This is a genomic window from Burkholderia metallica (assembly GCF_902832845.1).
Lineage (GTDB): Bacteria > Pseudomonadota > Gammaproteobacteria > Burkholderiales > Burkholderiaceae > Burkholderia > Burkholderia metallica.
This window is the reverse complement of record NZ_CADFDB010000001.1, coordinates 1-21,829: the sequence shown is the minus strand read 5'-3', so window position 1 is coordinate 21,829 and position 21,829 is coordinate 1. Positions and strand designations below refer to the sequence as shown.

General features: G+C 68.0%; 21 protein-coding genes. 11 read left to right on the top strand and 10 right to left on the bottom strand.

Features of this window, described 5'->3' with window-relative positions; translation table 11 throughout:
* Positions 1–118: 118 nt before the first annotated feature.
* The 4 genes from HWX08_RS00105 (at position 119) to HWX08_RS00090 (ending at position 3,521) form a co-directional block, all read left to right on the top strand.
* Positions 119–997 carry an alpha/beta hydrolase gene (locus HWX08_RS00105; protein ID WP_174920930.1) on the top strand — a complete coding sequence of 293 codons (879 nt, stop codon included), beginning with the start codon at positions 119–121 and terminating at the stop codon, positions 995–997.
* A 102-nt stretch (positions 998–1,099) separates the two neighbouring features.
* A complete protein-coding gene (locus tag HWX08_RS00100; RefSeq protein ID WP_174920931.1) occupies positions 1,100–1,993 on the top strand; it encodes a LysR family transcriptional regulator in 894 nt (297 codons plus the stop codon).
* A 133-nt stretch (positions 1,994–2,126) separates the two neighbouring features.
* The gene (locus HWX08_RS00095) at positions 2,127–2,453 is read left to right on the top strand and encodes a carboxymuconolactone decarboxylase family protein (RefSeq protein ID WP_069260631.1); all 327 of its coding nucleotides are present in this window, start codon (positions 2,127–2,129) and stop codon (positions 2,451–2,453) included.
* A 60-nt stretch (positions 2,454–2,513) separates the two neighbouring features.
* Positions 2,514–3,521 (top strand): aldo/keto reductase, encoded by a 1,008-nt coding sequence (locus tag HWX08_RS00090; protein WP_174920932.1) that lies wholly within the window; start codon positions 2,514–2,516, stop codon positions 3,519–3,521.
* 97 nt (positions 3,522–3,618) lie between these two features.
* On the opposite strand, the gene HWX08_RS00085 is transcribed toward HWX08_RS00090, so the two are convergent.
* Complete coding sequence (locus tag HWX08_RS00085; RefSeq protein WP_069260633.1) at positions 3,619–3,852, bottom strand: hypothetical protein; 234 nt, start codon at positions 3,850–3,852, stop codon at positions 3,619–3,621.
* A 207-nt stretch (positions 3,853–4,059) separates the two neighbouring features.
* On the bottom strand, positions 4,060–4,959 hold the full coding sequence (locus HWX08_RS00080; RefSeq protein WP_069260634.1) for a hypothetical protein: 900 nt from the start codon (positions 4,957–4,959) through the stop codon (positions 4,060–4,062).
* A 78-nt stretch (positions 4,960–5,037) separates the two neighbouring features.
* On the opposite strand from HWX08_RS00080, the gene HWX08_RS00075 reads away from it, so the two are divergent.
* A complete protein-coding gene (locus HWX08_RS00075; RefSeq protein ID WP_174920934.1) occupies positions 5,038–5,376 on the top strand; it encodes a helix-turn-helix domain-containing protein in 339 nt (112 codons plus the stop codon).
* Between the two features lie 18 nt (positions 5,377–5,394).
* Here HWX08_RS00075 and HWX08_RS00070 read toward each other — a convergent pair whose 3' ends face one another.
* From HWX08_RS00070 to HWX08_RS00040, 7 genes are all read right to left on the bottom strand, one after another.
* Positions 5,395–5,748, bottom strand: a complete 354-nt coding sequence (locus HWX08_RS00070) for a TonB family protein (RefSeq protein ID WP_174920935.1) — start codon at positions 5,746–5,748, stop codon at positions 5,395–5,397.
* A gap of 470 nt (positions 5,749–6,218) precedes the next feature.
* A complete protein-coding gene (pqqE, locus tag HWX08_RS00065) occupies positions 6,219–7,358 on the bottom strand; it encodes a pyrroloquinoline quinone biosynthesis protein PqqE (protein ID WP_069260637.1) in 1,140 nt (379 codons plus the stop codon).
* A 1-nt stretch (position 7,359) separates the two neighbouring features.
* On the bottom strand, positions 7,360–7,641 hold the full coding sequence (gene pqqD, locus HWX08_RS00060) for a pyrroloquinoline quinone biosynthesis peptide chaperone PqqD (protein ID WP_069260638.1): 282 nt from the start codon (positions 7,639–7,641) through the stop codon (positions 7,360–7,362).
* The gene (pqqC, locus tag HWX08_RS00055) at positions 7,638–8,357 is read right to left on the bottom strand and encodes a pyrroloquinoline-quinone synthase PqqC (RefSeq protein ID WP_069260639.1); all 720 of its coding nucleotides are present in this window, start codon (positions 8,355–8,357) and stop codon (positions 7,638–7,640) included. The genes pqqD and pqqC overlap by 4 nt, the downstream gene beginning before the upstream one ends.
* 2 nt (positions 8,358–8,359) lie before the next feature.
* Positions 8,360–9,283 (bottom strand): pyrroloquinoline quinone biosynthesis protein PqqB, encoded by a 924-nt coding sequence (gene pqqB, locus HWX08_RS00050; protein ID WP_174920936.1) that lies wholly within the window; start codon positions 9,281–9,283, stop codon positions 8,360–8,362.
* Positions 9,284–9,344: 61 nt separating this feature from the next.
* On the bottom strand, positions 9,345–9,419 hold the full coding sequence (pqqA, locus tag HWX08_RS00045) for a pyrroloquinoline quinone precursor peptide PqqA (RefSeq protein ID WP_006485436.1): 75 nt from the start codon (positions 9,417–9,419) through the stop codon (positions 9,345–9,347).
* 321 nt (positions 9,420–9,740) lie between these two features.
* Positions 9,741–11,759 (bottom strand): sigma-54-dependent Fis family transcriptional regulator, encoded by a 2,019-nt coding sequence (locus HWX08_RS00040; protein WP_174920948.1) that lies wholly within the window; start codon positions 11,757–11,759, stop codon positions 9,741–9,743.
* Between the two features lie 287 nt (positions 11,760–12,046).
* Here HWX08_RS00040 and HWX08_RS00035 point away from each other — a divergent pair, with 287 nt between their 5' ends.
* Complete coding sequence (locus tag HWX08_RS00035; RefSeq protein WP_174920937.1) at positions 12,047–13,063, top strand: alpha/beta fold hydrolase; 1,017 nt, start codon at positions 12,047–12,049, stop codon at positions 13,061–13,063.
* Positions 13,064–13,117: 54 nt separating this feature from the next.
* Here the strand turns inward: HWX08_RS00035 and HWX08_RS00030 are convergent, their stop codons facing one another.
* Positions 13,118–15,448 carry a TonB-dependent receptor gene (locus tag HWX08_RS00030; RefSeq protein WP_174920938.1) on the bottom strand — a complete coding sequence of 777 codons (2,331 nt, stop codon included), beginning with the start codon at positions 15,446–15,448 and terminating at the stop codon, positions 13,118–13,120.
* A 434-nt stretch (positions 15,449–15,882) separates the two neighbouring features.
* Between HWX08_RS00030 and HWX08_RS00025 the strand changes: the two genes are divergently transcribed.
* From HWX08_RS00025 to HWX08_RS00005, 5 genes are all read left to right on the top strand, one after another.
* Complete coding sequence (locus HWX08_RS00025) at positions 15,883–17,604, top strand: methanol/ethanol family PQQ-dependent dehydrogenase (protein ID WP_174920939.1); 1,722 nt, start codon at positions 15,883–15,885, stop codon at positions 17,602–17,604.
* A gap of 79 nt (positions 17,605–17,683) precedes the next feature.
* Positions 17,684–18,889: a c-type cytochrome gene (locus HWX08_RS00020; protein ID WP_069260645.1), complete on the top strand. Its 1,206-nt coding sequence runs from the start codon at positions 17,684–17,686 to the stop codon at positions 18,887–18,889.
* 97 nt (positions 18,890–18,986) lie between these two features.
* Positions 18,987–19,301: a high-potential iron-sulfur protein gene (locus HWX08_RS00015; RefSeq protein ID WP_069260646.1), complete on the top strand. Its 315-nt coding sequence runs from the start codon at positions 18,987–18,989 to the stop codon at positions 19,299–19,301.
* Positions 19,285–21,165: a sigma-70 family RNA polymerase sigma factor gene (locus tag HWX08_RS00010; protein WP_174920940.1), complete on the top strand. Its 1,881-nt coding sequence runs from the start codon at positions 19,285–19,287 to the stop codon at positions 21,163–21,165. Before HWX08_RS00015 ends, HWX08_RS00010 begins: the two co-directional genes overlap by 17 nt.
* A gap of 253 nt (positions 21,166–21,418) precedes the next feature.
* Positions 21,419–21,829 (top strand): acetyl-coenzyme A synthetase N-terminal domain-containing protein (locus tag HWX08_RS00005; RefSeq protein WP_279610491.1); only part of this gene is annotated, 411 nt, incomplete at its 3' end.

Below are 21,829 nucleotides of genomic sequence, written 5' to 3'. Positions count from 1 at the left end.
CCGCCTGACAACCCGTAGGATTCGCCGAAATATGGCTGAAAGGCGCGGTTGCTAGAGTCGGTCGAACAGGGTTTTCCCGGTGCCCGGCGCCGGACAGGGTCGACACATGCAAAGATCGATGAATCTGGCACGCGCCTTCTGGCTGTTTCTGCTAGTCGCCATTTCCGGTCCCGCTCTCGCCTTCCAGGCGCGGGTCGTCGCGATCCCCAGCGCCGCGATGAACGAGACGCTCAGGGCGACCGTCGTGCTGCCCGACGGTTATGCGCGCGGCGCCCGCGACGGCGACCGCTATCCGGTCGTCTATCTGCTGCACGGCTCGGGCGGCGACCACACCGACTGGACGTCGAACACGCATATCGCCGCGCTGGCCGACCGCTACCGCGTAATCCTCGTGATGCCCGACGGCGGGCACGAGAGCTGGTACATCGACAGTCCGTTCGACTCGGGCAGCCGCTTCGAAACCTTCATCGGCGACGAAGTCGTGTCCTACGTCGATGCGCACTTCCGCACGATCGCGACGCAGCGCGCCCGCGCGATCACCGGGCTCAGCATGGGCGGCTTCGGCGCGCTGCGCATCGCGCTCGACCGGCCCGACACGTTCGGCGCGGTCGGCAGCATCAGCGGCGCGGTCGATCCGCGCTGCTGCGCGGACGAACCCGGCATCGACCATGTGTTCGGCGACCCCGGCCGCCATCCGTCGTTCTGGAACCGCAACGTGATCGTCGCCGGCGCCGGCGCGTTCGTGCGCGCGCACCTCGACCTGACGATCGATTGCGGCCGCGACGACGCGTTCGTCGGCTCGAACCGCACGCTGCACGAACGGCTCGTCGCGCTCGGCGTGCCGCACGACTATGCGGAGCGGCCCGGCGGCCACACGTGGGACTACTGGGCGAATGCGATCCGCTACCAGATGCGGTTCTTCGCGATGTCGTTCCAGCATGGCGGCTACGCGTACCATCCCGCGCCCCGTGCGCCGAACATGACGCGCGCCGGCTGACGCGCGCGGCATCGTCGCAAAGCATCGCATCGCTTCCCGTCGCATCGCGGGCTGGCGACCCCGGTGGTACGATGCGCTGGCATCGACCCTCCGACACCTGCCATGCCGCGCGACAACTTTGCGGACCTTCTCGCCTTCATCGCCGTCGCGCGCGAGCGCAGTTTCACGCGTGCGGCCGCCCAGCTCGGCGTGTCGCAATCCGCGCTCAGCCATACGATCCGCTCGCTCGAAACGCGCCTCGGCGTGCGGCTGCTCACGCGCACGACCCGCAGCGTCGCGCCGACCGAAGCCGGCGAGCGCCTGCTGCGCAACCTCGCGCCGCGCTTCGACGAAATCGACGCCGAACTGACGGCGCTCGCGGAGCTGCGCGACCAGCCCGCGGGCACCGTGCGCATCAACGCGACCGACTTCGCGATCCGCACGCTGCTGTGGCCGAAGCTCGCGCCGGTCCTGCGCGACTATCGCGACCTGAAGGTCGAATTCGTGAACGACTACGGGCTGTCCGACATCGTCGCGGAGCGCTTCGACATCGGCGTGCGGCTCGGCGACCAGGTCGCGAAGGACATGATCGCCGTGCGCATCTCGGCCGACATGAAAATGGCGATCGTCGGCGCGCCCGCGTATTTCGCCGAACGTGCGCGGCCCGTGTCGCCGCAGGATCTGGTCGAGCACGACTGCATCAACCTGCGCCTGCCGACACACGGCGCGCTGTATGCGTGGGAACTCGCGCGCGGCGACGACGTGCTGCAAGTGCGCGTGGACGGACAGGTCACGTTCAACGGCACCTACGAAACGCTCGACGCGGCGCTCGCGGGCTACGGGCTCGCCTACGTGCCCGCCGAACTCGCGGCGCCGCATGTCGCCGCCGGCCGCCTCGACAGCGTGCTCGACGACTGGTGCCCGACGTTCCCCGGCCATCACCTGTACTACGCGAGCCGGCGGCAGTCGTCGCGCGCGCTCGCGGTGATCGTCGACGCGCTGCGCTATCGCGCATGAGCGGTCGAGGCGCCGCGTCGGCGCCGCGATTCATGAGCCGGGTCGATAAGTGCATGCGTTTCGCCGGGGATTATCGACACGCGCAGCGGCGGCTACCATCGTCGGGGTTCCCCAACCGCCACCGGAGCCCTCGATGTCCGAACCGACTTCCGCCGCACGCAAAGCGTTCGGCGCCATCGCCCCCGCGCTCGCCGACTACACCGACAACGTGCTGTTCGGCGACGTGTGGCAGCGCCCCGGCCTGTCGCCGCGCGATCGCAGCCTCGTCACGGTCGCGAGCCTCGTGTCGCTGTATCGCATCAACGAACTGCCGTTCCACCTGAAAAAAGCGCTCGACAACGGCCTCACGCGCGACGAGCTGATCGAGGCGATCACGCACCTCGCGTTCTACTCGGGCTGGCCGACCGCAAGCTCGGCGCTGCCGATCGCGCAGCGCGTGTTCGACGAAGCCGGCGTGTAAGCCGGCGGACAAGCGCCCCCCTTCATTCAACCGGCGGGCACGCGCCCGCATGGAGCTTCCATGGATTACCGCTATCTCGGGCGCAGCGCGCTCAAGGTGTCGCCGCTGTGTGTCGGCGCAATGATGTTCGGCGGCGAGACCGACGAAGCGACCTCGGCACGCATCATCGACAAGGCATTCGACCAGGGCATCAACTTCATCGACACGGCCGACGTCTATCACGCCGGCCGCTCGGAAGAAGTGGTCGGCCGCGCGATTGCGCCGCGTCGCGACAGCTGGGTCGTCGCGACGAAGTTCGGCTATCCGGCCGGCCCGGACGCCGGGCCGAACCGGCAGGGCCAGTCGCGCAAATGGATCATGGAATCGGTCGACGCGAGCCTGAAGCGGCTCGGCACCGATTACATCGACATCCTCTATTTCCATCGCGCGCTGACCGATGCGCCGCTCGACGAAGGCATGCGCGCGATCGCCGACCTGATCCGGCAAGGCAAGGTGCGCTACTTCGGGCTGTCGAATTTCAAGGGCTGGCGTATCGCCGAAATCGTGCGGCTCGCGGACCAGCTCGGCATCGATCGCCCGGTCGCGAGCGAACCGCTGTACAACCTCGTCGATCGCACGGCCGAGGTCGAACAGCTGCCGGCCGCCGCGCACTACGGGATCGGCGTCGTGCCGTACAGCCCGCTCGCGCGCGGCGTGCTGACCGGCAAGTACGCGACGGATGCGCAGCCGCCCGCCGATTCGCGCGCGGGCCGCGGCGACCGGCGTATCCGGCAAACGGAATGGCGGCCCGAATCGTTGCACATCGCGCAGCAGGTGGCCGCGCATGCCGCCGCGCGCGGCACGACCCCGGTTGCATTCGCACTGGCATGGGTGATGAAGAATCGCATCGTCAGCTCGACGATCGCCGGGCCGCGCACCGAAGCGCACTGGGACAGCTACATCGACGCGCTGACGCTCGAACTCGGCCCGGACGACGAACGGTTCGTCGATTCGCTGGTGCCCCCCGGGCATGCGTCGACGCACGGCTATACCGATCCCGGCTATCCGGTCGAAGGCCGCAAGGTCTGAAGCCGGAACGGGATGATCGAACGGCATGCCGGGCGCAATGCCCGGCATGAAGGTGAACGCGCGTCGCCCGACGCGCGAAAGCGTGAACGCCGCGGGATCAGTTGTCGTGCGCGGTGGTGTCGGCGCCGGCTATGCGATCGAAGAATTCCTGCGCACGCGCCAGCTCGTCGAGCGCGCGATCGAGGCGCGACATCGCGCGTGCGTATTCGGCCGACGAGACGTCGTCGTCGCTTTCGCCGCGCACGGCGCGAAACGCCTGATCGACGTTGCGCGTGGCTTCGACGAAGCGTTGCGCGGCCTGGGCTTCCCGCGAACAGATGTGGGTCGACATCGACACTTCTCCCTCAGGATTGCAGTGTGAAGCACGCCGACGCTCAGTGTGCGTGGTGCGCATGTCGGCGGCGTGAACCACGACCCATCGAGGGTCGACGCATCGGCCGCCGCGCAGCGCGCTTCGTGCCGATTGTCCCTCTACGCTCGCCGCTCCGCTATGGCGAGATTGCAACAAATTCTTGCGCGACGCGCGGCGCGCGTTTCGTCATGCACGCCCGATGCGCGGATGCGCCAGACCCGCGAACGCGGCCGCGTCGCCCGGCGACAGGTCGAACAGGTCGCCGGTGAGATCGCGCGGATGCTCGGCCGCCGGCCGGTTGCGCAAACGTGCGACATGCGTGGGCGCAACATACGCGGCCGCCGTTTCGATCGGCGGCACGTCGAACAGGTCGCGCGTGACGCCGCGCACGGCGTCCGTCGGCGAGCGGCCGCGCAAGCGCGCGACGAGCTCGACGAAGCGATCGAAATCGCCCGCGCGCGTGGCCTTGTTCACTTCCGCGAGATCGCGCGCCTTCAGCACGCACGGCTGCGCGAGCCGCACGAAATACGGCGCTTCGAGCTCGACCGACAACGCGAGCGGATAGCTCTTGCCCGTCTGCTCCTTCGCGCGCCCGACGCAATCGACCACGGCCGCGCCCTGGGCGGCACCGAGCGGCTTGCCGGTGCTCACGCTGCGCAGGTGATCGGGAAACACGCGCAATTGCGTGCCGACCGTCAGCGCGGTGGACGACGCGCACACGAGCGCGTAGTGCTGTTCGCGGCGCCGGCCCGACGGCAGCGTCGAGCGGCTGGCGATGAACGTGTGCGGCGGCAACGGCCGCACCTGCCCGTTGGCGTCGATCCATGCATTCCACAGCAGCATGTTTTTCCGCTCGCCTGCGCGCGGGCGCGATGCGACCGGCGAAAACAGCGCGAGCAGCGAGCCCGTGCGATGCGCGGCGACTTGCGCGCTGCTGCCGAGCGGCTGGTTGATGCCCCACAGAAAACGTCCGCCCCCGAGCCGGCGCTCCCATTCCTTGCGGAGCACGACGGTCGGCAGTTCCTCGCCGGACTCGGTACCGATCTTGGTCCAGCAGAACGTGGGGGGGAGGTGTTTCAGTGTCATCAACTTTCTCGCGATACAGCCTCGCTGGTGACAGCAAGCCCATTCAACAGCCGTTACTGTATAGGTATAATGCATCGCATGGAAGCCCCGGACCAAGATTTTCCCGTTCAAGACCTGTTGCGCCGTCTGCTGGCGGATACACGTTCGTCCAGCGAAATTGCGCGACTTTCCGGGGTCAGCCAGCCGACCGTGTCGCGCCTTCGGCTGTCGAACGGGCGGCGGCTGCGCCGCAGCGCGCCATTCAACAAGCTATGCAGTTTCTATGGCGTCGATACGGAGCCGTCGCGCCGCCGCTACAACGACCTGCTGCGCGACGCGATCGTCGACGCATGGGACGGGTCGGACGAGCACGGGCGCGCGCTGCTGGTCGTGATTCAGGGGCTGAAGGGGCTGCAGGGGAAGGCCGACGATGGGTGATGGGGGCGACGTGCCCGGTCATTCATCGAGATTGAACGTAACGGGCACGCGCGCCCGCATCGGCGACGGCGCGCCATTCTCCAAGTACGGCGTGCAGCGGCTCGCCAGCGCGGCTTCGCGCGCTGCCGCGTCGAGACGCGGATAGCCGCTGCCTGTCACGACACGCGCGGCAACGACCCTGCCCGCCGCATCGGTCTCCAGCTCGACGAGCGCCGTGCCATGCTCGCCCGTGCGCAGCGACTGCGGCGGGTAGTCGGGTGGAGCGAGCACGCATTCGGGATGCACGACGAAGCGCGGCAGCGCGGATGCCGGAATTGCGTGCGAGACGGCTCGCGTCTGCCCGGCGTTGGGACTCGGATCGTCGTCGGGCATGCTGCGTCGCTCGACCGACGTAGCGGCCGGCACGGGCCGTAACGGCGTCGACGCATCATGGGCCGGCGGTCCGGCGCGATCGGGCGCGACGGGTTTGATCGCCGGCGACTTGCCGCTCTGCGACGATCGGGCCGCAGGCACGGCGCGATGCAGCGCGCGTGACGCGGCCTTCGACGGCGCCGCGACAGGCGCCCTTGTCGCCCCCTCCGGGGCCGGCGCAATCAGTATCGCCATCATCAGTCGACGTTGCACGGGCACGCTGCGCGCCACCGGTTCGCGTGCGAGCAGCATGAATACGCCCGCATGCATCACACAGGTCGCAGCGACAGCCAACACGATGCGCATGCCGCCCGGCCGTCCTTGCCCGCCCGACCCTCGCCAGCGATATGAATAGGAATGCATATCGATCGCTCCAGAGTCCATCGCGCCATGCCCCCGTTCGCACCGGCCGTCGTGTTCGTCGCGCGCCGTCAGCAGTCGGGCGTCGCTCCGCATTGCGCGAGCGAATTCTCCCGGCTGCGGAAAACCAGCGGCTGTTCGTCGCGCGTCGTGCCACGTCGCGCGAATTGCACCGCCTGCTCGACCTGGCCGTGATGGGCGGACTTCGCACACACCGGATCGGCCTCCTTCGGGTCGCCGGCCAGCAGGTAAGCCTGACACCGGCAACCGCCGTGATCCGCATGTCGCTCGTCGCACGTGCGACACGGCTCGCGCATCCAGTCGTCGCCGCGAAACGCGTTGAACGCGTCGCTGTCGTACCAGATTTCCTTCAGCGACCGGTCGCGTACGTTCGGCAACGCGAGCCCCGGCAGCGATCGCGCGGCGTGACACGGCAGTGCGGTACCGTCCGGCGCGACGCCGACGAATACCGAGCCCCAGCCGTTCATGCAGGCCTTCGGGCGATGCTCGAAATAGTCGGGCACGACGAACAGGATCCGGCAGCGCTCGCCGACCAGCTTGCGATAGCGGTTCACCGTTTCCTCGGCCTCGCGCACCTGCTCGACGGTCGGCATCAGTTGGTCGCGATTGAGCATCGCCCACCCGTAATACTGCGTGTTCGCGAGTTCCAGGTAATCGGCGCCGAGGTCGAGCGCCATCTCGATGATCTGCCCCACGTGCGGCAGGTTGTAGCGATGCAGCACGCAGTTGAGCACCATCGGGTAGCCGTGCGCCTTGATCAGCCGCGCCACGCCGCGCTTCAGTTCGAACGTGCGCGTGCTGGTCAGGAAATCGTTCAGTTCGCGCGTCGAATCCTGCAGCGACAACTGGATGTGGTCGAGCCCGGCCTCCTTGAGCCGCTGGATGCGCGCGACGTTCAGCCCGATGCCCGACGTGATCAGGTTCGTATAGAAGCCGAGCCCGCGCGCATGCGCGACGAGCGTCTCGAGGTCGCCGCGCTGCAGCGGCTCGCCGCCCGAGAAGCCGATTTGCGCGGCGCCGAGCGCGCGCGCATCGCTGATGACCGTGCGCCACGCATCGGTGTCGAGTTCCGCGCCATGCGTCGCGAAATCAACGGGGTTGTAGCAGAACGCACAGTGCAGCGGGCACCGGTACGTGAGTTCCGCGAGCAGCCACAGCGGCGCGGACGGGCGTGAAGTGTCGGGGGCCATGTCAGTCGAGCCAGCCGCGCAGGCGCGCATGATCGAGGAAACGGTAGACGTCGGTCGCCAGATCCGATTGCCTGAACAGGCGCTCGAGTTCGCCGATGATGTCGTCCAGTTCATGCGTGCCGTCGCAGCGCGCGAGAATCTCGCCCGCACTCGGGTTGAGCTTGACCATGCCCTCCGGATAGAGGAGCACGTACGCATCCTGCGCCGCCTCCCATTGCAGTCGGTACATGCCCCGGAGGCAGGGGCGCAGCGGTACGCCGCTGGCAGCTTCGATCGCGTTCATAGGGGGTAGGCCTTTTCGACGGCGTCGAGCATCGACCACAAAATGTCGAGCTTGAATTGCAGAATGCCGAGCGCGCGCTGCTGCGCATCCGGTGTCGTGAAATGCGCCAGCGTGACCGCGAGCCCGTGTTCGACGTCGCGCTGCGCGAGCGGCACCCGGCTGCGGAAATAGTGCAGCCCGGCGGGCTCGATCCACGGGTAATGCGACGGCCAGCCCGCGAGCCGGTCGAGATGGATCTGCGGCGCGAACATCTCGGTCAGCGACGAGCACACGGCTTCCTGCCACGGCGCGCGCCGCGCGAAGTTCACGTACGCGTCCACCGCGAAGCGCACGCCGGGCAGCACGTGTTCGAGCGACCACAGTTCGGCACGCGTGAGCCCGCATGCCTCGCCGAGCCGCACCCACGCCTCGATGCCGCCTTCGTGGTCGCCCTGCCCGTCGTGGTCGATCAGCCGCTGGACCCAGCGGCGTCGCGTGTCGCGGTCGGGGCAGTTCGACAGGATCGCGGCATCCTTGAGCGGGATGCTGATCTGGTAGTAGAAGCGGTTCGCGACCCAACCGCGGATCTGCGCGGGCGAACATGCTCCGCTGTTGAGCCGCCGGTTGAACGGATGATGGATGTGATAGCGCGATTCGAGCGCACGCAGTCGCGCCTCGAATTCGGTCGCGTTCCAGGGCGTCGCGTGCAACGCCGTAGCGGGGATCGGTGCGTTCATCGTCAGACCTGGAATTGCATGCCGTCGTGAGCGACGTCGATGCCATGCGCGCGCAGGTGCGCGTGCTCGACGGAATGCGGATCGAGAATCGGGTTCGTGTTGTTGATGTGCGTGAGCACCTTGCGCGTCTGCGCGGGCAGCGTATCGAGCCAGTCGATCATGCCGGGCCGCCCGTGTTCCGCGCACTGCGCGAGGTGCCCCATGTCGGCCGCGTGCTTGGCCGACAAGCCGAGATCGATCATCTCGGTCCCGGTCCAGAACGTGCCGTCCACCAGCACGAGATCGGCGCCGTCCATCGCAGCACGCACGTCGTCGGTGACCGCCGCGAGCCCCGGCGCATAGAACGCGCGCCGCCCGCTCGCGACGTCTTCGATCGACAGTGCGATATTGTCGCCGGGTGCGGCCGACGCGCGCCGCGGCGAATAAGGCGGCGGCTTGCTGTCGACGACAATCGCGGTGAAACGAATCCCGCTCGCCGCCGGCACCGAAAACGCCTCGCCGGGGGTGATCGTATGAGCGGCGACGCCGCAGTAATGGCCGAGCAGCGGCACGAGCGGCAAGCCGGTCGACAGATCGTCGAGCACCGGCGCACTCGCGTAGAGCGGCAACGGCGCCGATCGCTCGCGCAGCATCAGCAGGCCCGTCACGTGATCGATCTGCGCGTCGCACAGCACGACGGCCGCGATGCCGCTGTCGCGGATCGCGCGCGCCGGCTGCAGGTCCGGATCGGCGCGCAACTGGGCAAGAATGTCGGGCGACGCGTTGACGAGGACCCAGTCGATGCCGTCGTCGCTGACCGCGATCGACGACTGCGTGCGCGACAACACGTGGCCGCTTCCACTGCGCGCACGGCGGCAGTTCGCACAATTGCAGTTCCATTGCGGCAGCCCGCCGCCGGCTCCCGAGCCGAGTATCTTGATCTTCATGGGCGTCAGCTCCCGAGGCCGCCCGCGCCGACCACGGCGAAACGGGCGGCACGCACGGCGATCAGCGGTTGGCGATGTACATCGTGATTTCGAAGCCGAAGCGCAGGTCGGTGTATGACGGTGTCGTCCACTGCATGGTGTGTCTCCTGTTGAGTTGATGCGTTGCTGGGTGAGTCGAACAACCGCGGCAATCATGCGGTCGGTTCCTCATCAGCAAGGAGCGTGCCGATGTCGCACTTTCGCGGCCAGGCGGCGGCCTGCGGCCATCATCCGGGCATCGGGCCGCCGACCTTACGAACAGCCGACACGATTCGCGCGAATGCAGTCCGCCGCCCCGACCGCGCGCGGCGTCCGGGGGTGACAGGTGTTGAAACGTTGAACACCGGTGTTGCAACTTGACACACCGGTTGTGACAGGTCGCGCGCCGCGCGACGGCCGATACCGCGTGGCCCGCGTGTCAGCTTTCGTCCGACGGGTGGCGCTCCGGGTCGACCGTCGGCATCTTCCGGTAGATCGTGTTGCGCGATACGCCGAGCGCGCGCGCCGCGGCGGAGACGTTGCCGCCGTGACGGGCCAGCGCCGCGGCGATCGCCGACGCGGCCACGTCCTGCAGCCGCGCGTCGGCAGGCGGGAACGCGTCCGCGACGCCGGGTCCGGCACTCGCCGCGGCGGCCGGATCGGACACGGCCGGCGCATCGTCGCGTCGCAGGTCGTCGAAGAAGTCGTCGGGCAGATGCTCGCGCCGGATTTCTCCATCGTCGTCGACCATCGCGGCCGCCGTGCGCAGCAGGTTGCCGAGCTGGCGGAAGTTGCCCGGCCACGCACAGCGCTCGAACAGCGCCATCACGTCCGGGGCGACCGACAGCGGCGGCCGGCCCGGGCTCGCGAACGCTTCCCGTTGCAGCATCTTCTGCACGACGACCTCGAGATCCGTGCGGTCGCGCAACGGCGGCAGGCGCACCACGAGGCCGTTCAACCGGTAGTAGAGATCCTCGCGAAAACGGTTCTGCGCGATCATGTCGCGCAAATCGCGGTGCGTTGCGCAGATGATCGCGATGTCCACCGCGATCGTCTTCGTCGACCCGAGCGGGTTGACGAGGCGCTCCTGCAGCACGCGCAGCAGCCGCACCTGCAGCGGATACGGCATGTCGCCGATCTCGTCGAGAAACAGCGTGCCGCCATTCGCCTGCAGCAGCTTGCCGACCGCCCCCTTGCGGCGCGCGCCGGTGAACGCGCCCTCCTCGTAGCCGAACAGCTCGGACTCGATCAGCGTCTCCGGAATCGACGCGCAGTTGACCGCGACAAACGGTGCATCGCGCCGCGGCGAGTCGTTGTGGATCGCCTGCGCGAGCAGCTCCTTGCCGGTGCCGGTCTCGCCGGTGATCAGGATCGGGATGTCCTTGCCGATCACCTTGCGCACCTTCGCGATCACGCTGGCGACCTGCGCATCGCCGGTGTCGAGATAATTGAGCCGCGACAGGCAGGCCGACTTGGCCGCCGCCGGAGCGGGCGCCGCGTTCGCGCGCGCGGCCTGCGCCGCGTCGTGCACGTCCGTCGGCCGGCTGCCTTCGGCGAGCGTCACGCGGCGAAAGTGCACGCGCGCGCAGACCACCGCGCCGTTGCCCAGATTGAGCGTCAGGTGCCGGTCCGTGTTCGCGCGCATACGGTCGATCAGTTGCGCACTCGTGACGTCGAACAGGGACGACAGCGTGTGCGCGCGCAGCGCAGCGAGCGGCATGCCGAGCTGGAACTGAGCGCTGCGATTGGCCGACAGGAAGCGACCGTCGGCGGTGAAAGCGACGATCCCTTCCATCAGCGTGCCGAGGAATTCGGGGCGCCCATGAAACGACACCTGCAGCGTTTCCTGAAAGGTCGTCGTAAACAGATGATTCTCGATCATCTGGACCGACATCTTCGCGAGCGCCATCGTGTGCTGGTGATAGCCACGGTGGTCGCCTGTCACGTCGAGCACGCCGATCGCATCGCCATACGGATCGAGGATCGGCACGCTCGAACAGGTCAGGAAGCGGTTCGCGGCCAGGAAATGCTGGTCGCCGTGGACGACCATCGGGCACAGCTCGGCCAGCGCCGTGCCGATCGCGTTGGTGCCCTGCCGGTTCTCCGCCCAGTTCGCGCCCGGGCGCAGCGCAACCTTCTCCGCGCGGCGCAGGAAGTCGTCGTCGCCGATCGAATGCAGGATCAGCCCTTCCGCATCGGTCAGCACGATCATGCTCTGCGTGTTGACGATCTGCTCGTGCAACGTCTCCATCACCGGCATCGCGTGCACGCACAGCACCCGGCTCTGCTCGCGCTTCAGCACCAGCGCCGAGTTCGACAGCACATCGTAGTCGGGACGTGCCGTTACCTGCAGGCCGAACGTCTCCGAGCGCTCGTGGGCCTTCTGGATCGACGGCGCGGGCCAGCCAGCGGGATGCGCGGCCGGTGACCCGGCCGCCTGCTCTACGTCTTCGCGCATCGTCTCCTCCGGGGAATCGTTCCGGTCAATTGCCGGGCTCTTTGCCCTGGTTGCAAGCAAGCATCGGGCCACGCCGGCTCCGCGGCACGAACCGAAAGCACGACGTAATAAAGTCGTCCTGACACTGTCGCGCGACAGCATGGCCCCGGTGATACCGCGATTTCCCGGCGCGTGACTACCCGTGCGAATCCCGATCTTCGCGGCTGGCGCGTTTCTGGCTTTGACACAGATCAGGCTGCACGGCCGTCAACGTTCACGCCTCCCGATTCCGCCAGAACCCTATCGCCATGATGCGTCGCCCGATTCCCTCCACGCCGTCGCCCGCGCTGCGGGTCCCGCCCGACACACCGACGTCGCGAGCAACGCCTGCCCGCCGGCGCATGCGTCGTGACGCGCAATCGATCGCCTTCGCAACGGCCGGCGCCGCGCAGGGCCATCCGGTCGTCGTGCTGCACGGCGGGCCCGGCAGCGGCAGCCAGACCGGCATCCTGCGAGTGTTCGACCTCGCGCGCGTGCGTGTCGTGCTCGTCGACCAGCGCGGCGCGGGCGCGTCGGCACCGCGCGGCGGCACGCGTCACAACCGCACCGCGCAGCTGATCGCCGATCTGGAGGCGGTGCGCGAGCGGCTCGGCATTGCGCGCTGGGGCGTCGTAGGAGGCTCGTGGGGCGCCGCGCTCGCGCTCGCGTATGCGGGCACGCATCCGGAGCGGGTGACCGGTGTCGTACTGCGCGGCCTGTTCCTGACGTCGCCACGCGAAATCCGCGGGCTGTTCATGACCTCCCGCACGCGTGCGCCCCGCGAATGGCGGCGCCTGCATGCGGCAGCCGGCGGCGGGCCGCCGGAGCGCCTGCTGGCGCGCTGCGCGCAGCGGTTGCGCCGCGGCGCGAGCACGGGCCGACAGCGCGCGGTGGCGCTCGCATGGCACGCGTACGAAAACGCCCTCCTCGCATCGTCACGCACACGGCGCTCGCCGGTGCGTGCGGTCCGCTCGGGCAAGACCGCCGCCCTGCTGATCGACAAATACCGGATCCAGGCGCACTACCTGCAGCGCGATTGCTGGCTCGGCGAGCGCCGCGTGCTCGCGCTCGCGCGTCGGGCCGTGCAGGCCGGGGTGCCACTGTTCGCCGCGCACGGGATGCACGATCCCGTCTGCCCGATCGACAACGTCGACCGCCTCGCGCGGGCCGCACCCGACGTCGTTATCGAGCGCGTGAAGGCAGGACATCTGGCAAGCGATCCCGCGTTGGCGCGCAGCGTCGCACACGCCGTGCGTGCGATGTTCGCGACGGCGCCGTTCCCGTGACGCCCCCCGCGCGGGCTGCATCGCGGCGCGACGACCCGCGCCACCGCGCCGCGCTCAATCCCACGCATAGCGCACGCCGATCCATGCGCCGCGCGGCGCGCCCGGCCCGACGAACTGTTCGTTTACCGGATTGGCGCCGTTGAACGTGTGGTTCGGCCCGTTGAAGAAATTCTGGCCAAGCGCGCCGAAGCTCGCGTAGCGCTTGTCGAGCAGGTTCGTCACGCTCGCGAACACCTCGAACCGCTTCGTGATCCGGTAGCGCATGTCGAGGTCGACCAGCACGTACCCCGCGAGCCTGCCGTTGACGTCCGCGTTGTTCTCGTCGCCGCGCGCGTAGACGCCGCCGCGCCACGTGAGATTCGTGCCGATGTCCCACGCCGGCGTTGCCGCATAGTCGAGCCGCAGCTTGATCGTATGCGCGGGAATACCGGGAATGCGATCGCCCGGCTTGACCGTCACGTTGCCGCTTGCGTCCGCCGCCGAATTCGCCGGGCTGTGTTCGGTCCACGACGATCGGTAAGTCGCATCGACGTAGCTGTACGACAGCCCGACGCCGAGCAGGCCGAGCCGCGTATGGCCTGCGAGCTCGATGCCCTGCCGCCGCGTATCGCCGACGTTGCGGAAATAGCCCTGCGCGCTCGCCGGGCTGCTGATGAACTGGATATCGTCGGTCAACGTCGTGCGATAGGCCGCGGCGCTCCAGGTCGTCGCGGCGCCGATGCGGCCACGCACGCCGGCTTCGAACGTCTTCGAAATCACCGGCCTGAGCGCCGGGTCGGCGATAAAGTCGTTCGGCAGCGAACACGGGGCGGAGGGATCCGCGCAGGCGAGTTCGATCGCGGTCGGCGAACGCATGCCTTCGTTGTAGGCCGCATACGCGGTGATACCCGCGATCGGGTTCCAGTTGAGCCCGACCGCCGGGTTCAGGCGCGAGAACACATGGTTGCCGTCGAGCAGCGGCTGCATGCCGCTCTCGTCGCCGACCTGCGCTTTCGACCAGTCGTAGCGGCCCGACAGGGTCAGCGTCCAGTGCGGCGTCAGCGACAGTGCGTCGCTCATGTATACGCCGAAATTCGCATTGCGCGTCTTCGCACTGGTCTGCTGGACGAAATCGCCGAGGCCGATTGCCGCGCGCGCATCGGTGAAATACGCGTCCTGCGACGACGCGACGTAGCTCGAGTTCGCGACATCCGCCGAAACGCCCGCGACGAACCGGTTCGCCATCCCGCCGAGCTTGCCGAGCAGCGTGAGTTGCACGCTGCCGCCGTAGCTGTCGGTAACGACCGTCGATCGTGCATTGCTGCCTTGCAGCGTGTCAACTGCTCCGTCATCGTCCGCCGATCCGTAGTCCGTATTGTTGTTGCTGCTGGTGTTGGTGTTACGCAGGTGCCGGTAGTACGCATTGCCGCTCAACTCGACCTGCTCGCCGAAAAAACGGTCGCCGGACAGCGTCAGGTATCCGGCGATGTTGCGGTTCCGGTCGGGATACGTGTACGCCTGCCTCGGGTTGTCGAGGAACGAGCGCGGGATCGTCTGGGTGCCGGACAGCGTGTTGTCCGCGCCGCCTGCGGCGATCGACAGCGTCGTGTCCGCATCGGTGTAGCGCAGTTTGCCGAACGCCTGCCGCACGCGACTCGCATTATGGTCCGCCCAGCCGCCGTCGTTCGCGACGTTCGCGGTCGCGTAGTAGTCGAGGTTCGAGCCAATCGTCCCGCCCTGCTCGATGCCCGCGGTCTTGCGACCCCACGCGCCGCCCGACACCTCCGCTTCGCCGCCCGGATTCGACTTGCCGTTCTTCGTCGTGATCGCGAGCGCGCCGCCGAGCGTATTGCGCCCGTATACCGGGTTGGAGCCCGGAATCAGCTGCACGCGATCGATCGCCTGCATCGGCAGGATGTCCCAGTTCACGACGTCGCCGAACGGCTCGTTCACGCGCACGCCGTCGACGAACACCGACAATCCCTGCGGCGTGCCGAGCAGCGGCGACGCGGTGAAGCCGCGATAGTTGACGTCCGTCTGGTACGCGTTGCCCTGCGCGTCCGAAATCGTCACGCTCTGCAGGTTCGCGGCAAAGAAATCGGCGAGCGTCGCGCGGTGCTGCACGTCGAGTTCCGCCGCGCGCACCGTCTGCACGTTCGCCGGCACCTTCGACAGCGGCGTGCCGATCCCGAGCAGCGGCGTCGTGCCGACGACGACCACCGCAGGCAGCATGACGGTCGACTCGTGCGGCGCGAGGGCGGCGCCGTCCGCCTGCTGCTGCGCGTGCGCCCCACCGGGCGACATGCCGAACAGCGCGAGCGCCCCGAGGGTCGTGCCGACGCATTGCGCACGCCGGTCGCTTCGCATCGCGCCGTGTCGTCCGCCTGCCTTTGGTCTCCTGATCATTTCCGTCGTCTCCCTATTTGTATTCCGCCCACCCGGTACGAGGTACCGCGCGCGACGGGTTGTCGCGATGCTGGCGTGCGAAAACCGTGCCAGCGCGGCGAGCGCATGCGGCACGCACGGCACCGCGCACCGCATTCGAACGGCATGCACCGGCGACGGCGACCGCCCACCGTGCTGCGTCCTGCGCCACCTGTCATGTTTGGCAACACTTCGTGCGCGGCGGTGTATCCGAATGCAACACCTTCGCGAGCGCCATGGCGCGCGTCGTCCATCGACACATCGCCTGCGATGCCCCGGTATGCCGCGCCACACCGCGCTCGCGCCGCAATGGCATGCGATTTGCGTAACAGGCAGTGCACTCGGCCCGGAACCCAACCGTGCCGGCGCGACGAAACGTGCGCGGCGGTGCGACCACAATGACCCAGGAGACAACCATGAAGAAATTCTCGGCTTCAGCGAGCCGGCTGGCGACGATCGGAATCGCGGTGGCGGCCGCCGTCGCGCTGAACCCCGGCCTCGTCGAAGCGGCCGCGGACTATCCGGCCGTGACCTACCAGCGCCTGACCGATGCGCATGGCGATCCCGGCTGGCTCACCTACTACCGCACCTACGACGGCCGCTCGCACTCGCCGCTCAAGCAGATCGACACGTCGAACGCGAAGGATCTCAAGCAGGTGTGGGCGTACAAGTTCCCCGCCGACCTGAAGCAAGGCTTCGAGGCCACGCCGATCGTCAACGGCAACTATCTGTTCGTGACGACGCCGAAGGACAACGTCTATGCGTTCGACGCGAAGACCGGCAGGCAGCTGTGGAAGTACGAGCCGAAGCTCGGTCCGGCATCGTTCAAGACCGCATGCTGCGACGTCGTCAACCGCGGCGTCGCGCTGTACGGCAAGAACGTCTACATCGCGATGCTGAGCGGCGAAATCGCGGCGCTCGACGCGCAGACCGGCAATCTCGTGTGGAAGAAGCAGATGTTCGAGCCGGGCCTCGGCTACGCGTTCTCGCTCGCACCGCTCGCGATCGACGGCGCGATCGTCGTCGGCACGTCCGGCGGCGAATACGGAATTCGCGGGTACATCACCGCGCTGAATCCAGAGGACGGCTCACAGGTCTGGAAACGCTACACGATCCCCGCTGCCGGCGAAAAAGGCGCCGAAACGTGGCCCGACGGCATGCAGAGCCATGGCGGCGGCGCCGCGTGGCTCACCGGCACGTACGACGCCGCGTCCCGCACGCTGTACTGGGGTGTCGGCAACCCCGGCCCGTGGCTCGCGGCGCTGCGCCCCGGCGACAACCTGTATTCCGACTCGCTGCTCGCGCTCGATGCGAAGAACGGCAACCTGAAGTGGCACTACCAGTACACCAACAACGACACGTGGGACTACGACGGCGTGAACGCGGCCGTCCTTGCCGACATCAAGTACAAGGGCAAGGACTACGACGCGATCATTCACGCGGACCGCAACGGCTTCTTCCATGCGATCGACCGCACCACCGGCAAGCTGATCTACGCGACCCCGTTCGTGAAGGCGTTGTCGGTCACCGGCTACACGGCCGAAGGCAAGCCGATCCAGGACGAATCGAAGTTCCCGAAGGCCGGCACGACGATCGAAACGTGCCCGAGCTTCCTCGGCGGCAAGAACTGGTGGTCGATCTCGTACGACCAGGAACGCAACATCGCGGTCGTGCCCGCGTTACATGCGTGCATGAGCCTGACCGGCAAGTCGGTCAGCTACATGGAAGGCCTGCCGTATCTCGGCGAAGGCTTCGAGATCAAGCCCGAACCGGGCAGCGAAGGCTACGGCGAGCTGACGGCCATCGACGTGAACACCGGCAAGAAGCTGTGGAGCCACTGGTCGAAGAAGCCGTGGAACGGCGGCGTCGCGACCACCGCGAGCGGCCTCGCGTTCAGCGGTTCGCTCGACGGCCACCTGTACGCGTTCGACACGACGACCGGCAAGGTGCTCTGGGAAAGCCCGCAACTGGCGAGCGGCATCATTTCGCAGCCGTCCGTGTACGAGGTCGACGGCAAGGAGTATGTCGCCGTGCTTGCCGGCTATGGCGGCGCGAACCCGATCTGGGGCGGCCCGATGGCCGACATCGCGAAGGACGTTCCGCGCGGCGGCACGCTCTACGTGTTCGCGCTCGACTGAACGCACGCCAGGCCCGAGTCGCGCCCGCATGCGCCCGATGCGGGCGCGACGCCCACCCGCTTCAACCGGACACACGACCATGAATACTCGTCTCACTTCCGTTACCGTCGCCAGTCTGCTCGCCGTGGGCGTGGCGATGACACCGACAGCCGCGGCGGCCGGCGTGCGCATCTGCACGCTGCCCGGCAGCCCGACCACGGCACTCGACCGATCCGTCGCACGCGAAGTGTTCCGCACCGCGGGCATCGCTGCAACCTTCAACAAGCGCGGCGTCGACGACAACGGCGACGACGACGGCATCTCCGCCGGCGAGCTGACGAAATCGCTCGAACGCGATTGCGACGTGATCGCCGGCTTCCCGCGCTCGGCCATCGCCGATGCGTCGGGATCGAAGATGACGTTCTCGCAGGGCTACCTGCGCTCCGGCTACGTCAGCGTGTCGCTGCGTGATGCGCAGGCGCCGTCCGGTGCGAAGGAAACGATCGCCGCCACGTACGGTAGCCCGTCGCAACTGATCGCCGCGCAGCAGGCGAATGCCCGCTTCGACCTCGAAAACACCAGCGAGAAAACGATCGGCGCGCTCGCCGCCGGTCGCGCACAGCGCGCGATCGTCTGGTATCCGAGCGTCGTCGCATACGAGCACGCACACCGGCCATTGCACTTCCGGGTCGCGGCAACCTCGTCGCCGTACTCCGACTGGCAACTGTCGTTCGCATTCGGGCCGGGCAAGGTCGCGCTGCAACAGCGCATCGACGCCGCGCTGACGACGATGAGCGGCGACGGCCGCCTCGCGTCGCTCACGCGCGGATGGACGCTTCCCGAGTCCGTCGCGCAAGCGGCCGCCGCACGGACGCCCGGCAGGTTTCTCGACGGCGCGATCGCGTCCACGCAGCGGCCGGCAGGGACCGGCTTCATCAAGGTGTCGACCGGCGAAGGCAGCGGCATCCCGTCGTTCGACGAGACCCAGGTGCAGCACGGCAGGAAGCTCTACGCCGACGCCTGCGCGAAATGCCACGGCGACCAGCTCGAGGGCAATACGGCTCCCGCGCTGAGCGGCGAGGCGTTCGCTCCCGAGGGCAAGTCGCATATCACGGTGGGCGGCATCTTCCTGTACATGTCGAGCAACATGCCGGCCGATCGCCCCGGCAAGATGACGGCACAGGAATACGAAGACCTGATGGCGTTCCTGCTGTACTCGAACGGCTACGACGCGTCGAAGGGCAAGCTGACCGCCGATATCGCCAACGCATCGAAGGCGCCGCTCATCGCCGGGCCGCGCAAGTAACCTTCCCGCCCGCTTTCGCTTCGGCAGACCGCCGCGCCGGGACGCACGCCCGGCGCGCGGGCCGGGCTTTTTCTTTCACTTCGTTCAGGATGACCCCATGATTTCCCGCAATCGCAGAATCTTCTTCGCGCAGGCTGCCGGCCTGTGCGCCGCACTCGCAGCCGGCACCCGCGCGTTCGCCGCCGCGCCGCCCGTCGACGAAAACGACGCGGCAGCGAAGACGCTCGGCTACCGCGCCAAGGCAACGACTGTCGATACAGGCAAGTTTCCGAAGTATCAGGCCGGCCAGACGTGTTCGAACTGCCGCTTCTACAAGGCCGCAGCCGGGGAATCCGTCGGCACATGCCCGATGTTCGCGGGCAAGGCGGTGGCCGCCGAAGGCTGGTGCAACGTCTATGCCAAGCTCGCTTGATGCCGGGCCCGCTCGCGAGGGCAACGGCGGCCCGCCCCGCGACGCGGATGCCGTACGCGCGGAACACCTGCATGCGTTGATCGCGCTGAGCATCGACCGCGGGTACGTCACGCACGGCGACATCGCCGATGCGCTGCCCGACGATGCAGCCGAAGGCGCGGATTTCGATGCGGCCGCGTCGATGCTGCGCGAGCTTGGCATCGAGGTGCGCGAGGATGCCGGCGCGCGCACCGCATGGACGCTCGACGGGCATTTCGCGCAAGCGTCGGACGTCACGTCGCCGCTCGCCCATGCCGCATCGCCGCTCGCGGCCGACGATCTGCTCGCGGGCCGGACCCGCGACCCGGTCCGGCTCTATCTGCGGGAAATGAGCGCCACACCGCTGCTCGAACGCGACGAAGAGATCGCACTCGCGCTTCGTCTGGAAAGCGGTCGCGCGGCATGCGTCGATGCCTTGAGCCGCGACCCGGCCGCGCTCGCCGCCATCGCGGCGATCGCGGACGACATCCGCGCCGGCAAGGTGGCTTCGTCGGTTTACGTGACGGGGTTGATGGGCAATGCCGAATCGTCCGCGGGCGCGCCGCCGACGCTACCCGACGATTCGACCATGGAATCCTCGGCACCGGACGACGCCGGCGGCCTGCCGCTCGACAGCCCGGCGTGGCGCGATACGGTCGTCGACGCGCTCGAACGTGCCGGCGAGCTGGCCGCGGCGATGCACCGCGCGTTGCACGCCGACGGTTTCGCGTCGGCCGGTTACCGGGCGCTGCTGCGCGAGGCCGCGGCGTTGACCGGCAGGATCCGGTTCACGTCGCGCGCGATCGAACGTATCGGACATGCGAACGGCGAGCGCGCGACTCGGGCTCGCAAGTTCGAAAAACGACTCGTCGACGTGCTCGCCCGTTCGGGGATACGTACCGAACCCGCACGCCACGACCTCTTCACGCGATGCGACGACGTACGCGCGTGGTTGCACGCATGCGGCGCCGCACATCCCGAATGCAGCGCCGCACTCGCTCGCCATGCGCCTGCGCTGATCGAAGCGCGCAGCGCGCTCGCTCGCGCAGCCGCCCAGTCGCCGCTGCCGCTCGACATCGCGATCGCGCTCGACGCACGGGTGTCGCGTATCGAACATGCGATGCAACCTGCGAGAACGAAGCTGTTCCAGAGCAATCTGCGGCTCGTCGTGTCGGTCGCCAAACGGTATGCCGATCGCGGCCTGCCGTTCCCCGATCTGATCCAGGAAGGCAATATCGGCCTGATGAAAGCCGTCGATCGCTACGACCCTCGGCGCGGCTTCAAATTCTCGACGTACGCAACCTGGTGGATCCGGCAGGCGATCACGCACGCGCTCGCCGATCTGGGACGCACGATACGCGTGCCCGCGCATACGGTCGATTCGCTGAACAAGCTGTCACGGCTCGCACGAATCCACCGGCAACGAACCGGCGACGTCGCCGACGCGCGGGCGCTCGCCACGCAGATGCGGCTGCCCGTCGACAAGGTGCGCGAGCTGATGGGTATCGTGCGTGAGCCGATCTCCGCCGACATGCCGGTTTCGCCCGATCGCGACCTTACGTTATGCGACGTCACGATCGATCCCGATGCGCCGACCCCGGAGGAAGCCGCGAGTGCCGGCCAGCTGCGTGAGGCGGTTGCGTCGCTGATCGACAGCCTGCCGGCGCGCGAAGCCTGGATTCTTCGCCTGAGATACGGTATCGATGTCGAAAGCGAGTATTCGCTGCGCGAGATCGGCCGCCAACTGAACCTGTCGGCCGAACGCGTTCGCCAACTCGAGGTGGCGGCGCTGGAGCGCATCCGGCAATTCAGGCACGCGCCGGCGCTGCGGTCGCTACTCGCCTGACGCGGCCGACCGTCTTTCTGCTTCCGGCCCCGGCTTCGCCGCCATCTGCTCAGGACTGCAACATATCCTGCTGCATTTATGAACGCCGCGCCGTATCGCGCGACCGCCCGGGACGCTCCCGTCGGACTGGATCGAACGTCATGCGCCCGGCTGTCGCGGCTTTCGCCGCATCGCTGAACCAATCGGGCGACTGGCACGCATGTTGCGTTTTCCCGAGCGCAGTCAGGAATCACATGAACGCATGGAGACACGCTTGTCCAAGATCGAATCGGTTCTTCACGAAACCCGTCAGTTCGCGCCGCCCGCGGCGCTCGAACAGGCGGCGACCATTTCCGGCATGCCGGCCTATCGTGCGCTCGCCGCCGAGGCCGAGAACGATTACGAAGGCTTCTGGGCGCGCCTCGCGCGCGAGGGCCTCGCGTGGCACAAGCCGTTCACGAAGGTGCTCGACGAGTCGAACGCGCCGTTCTACAAGTGGTTCGACGACGGCGAGCTGAATGCGTCGTACAACTGCCTCGACCGTCACGTCGAAGCCGGCAACGGCGAGCGCGTCGCGGTGATTTTCGAAGCCGACGACGGCACCGTCACGCGCGTCACCTATGCGGATCTCCTCGCGCGTGTGTCGCGTTTCGCGAATGCGCTGAAGAAACGCGGAATCGGCAAG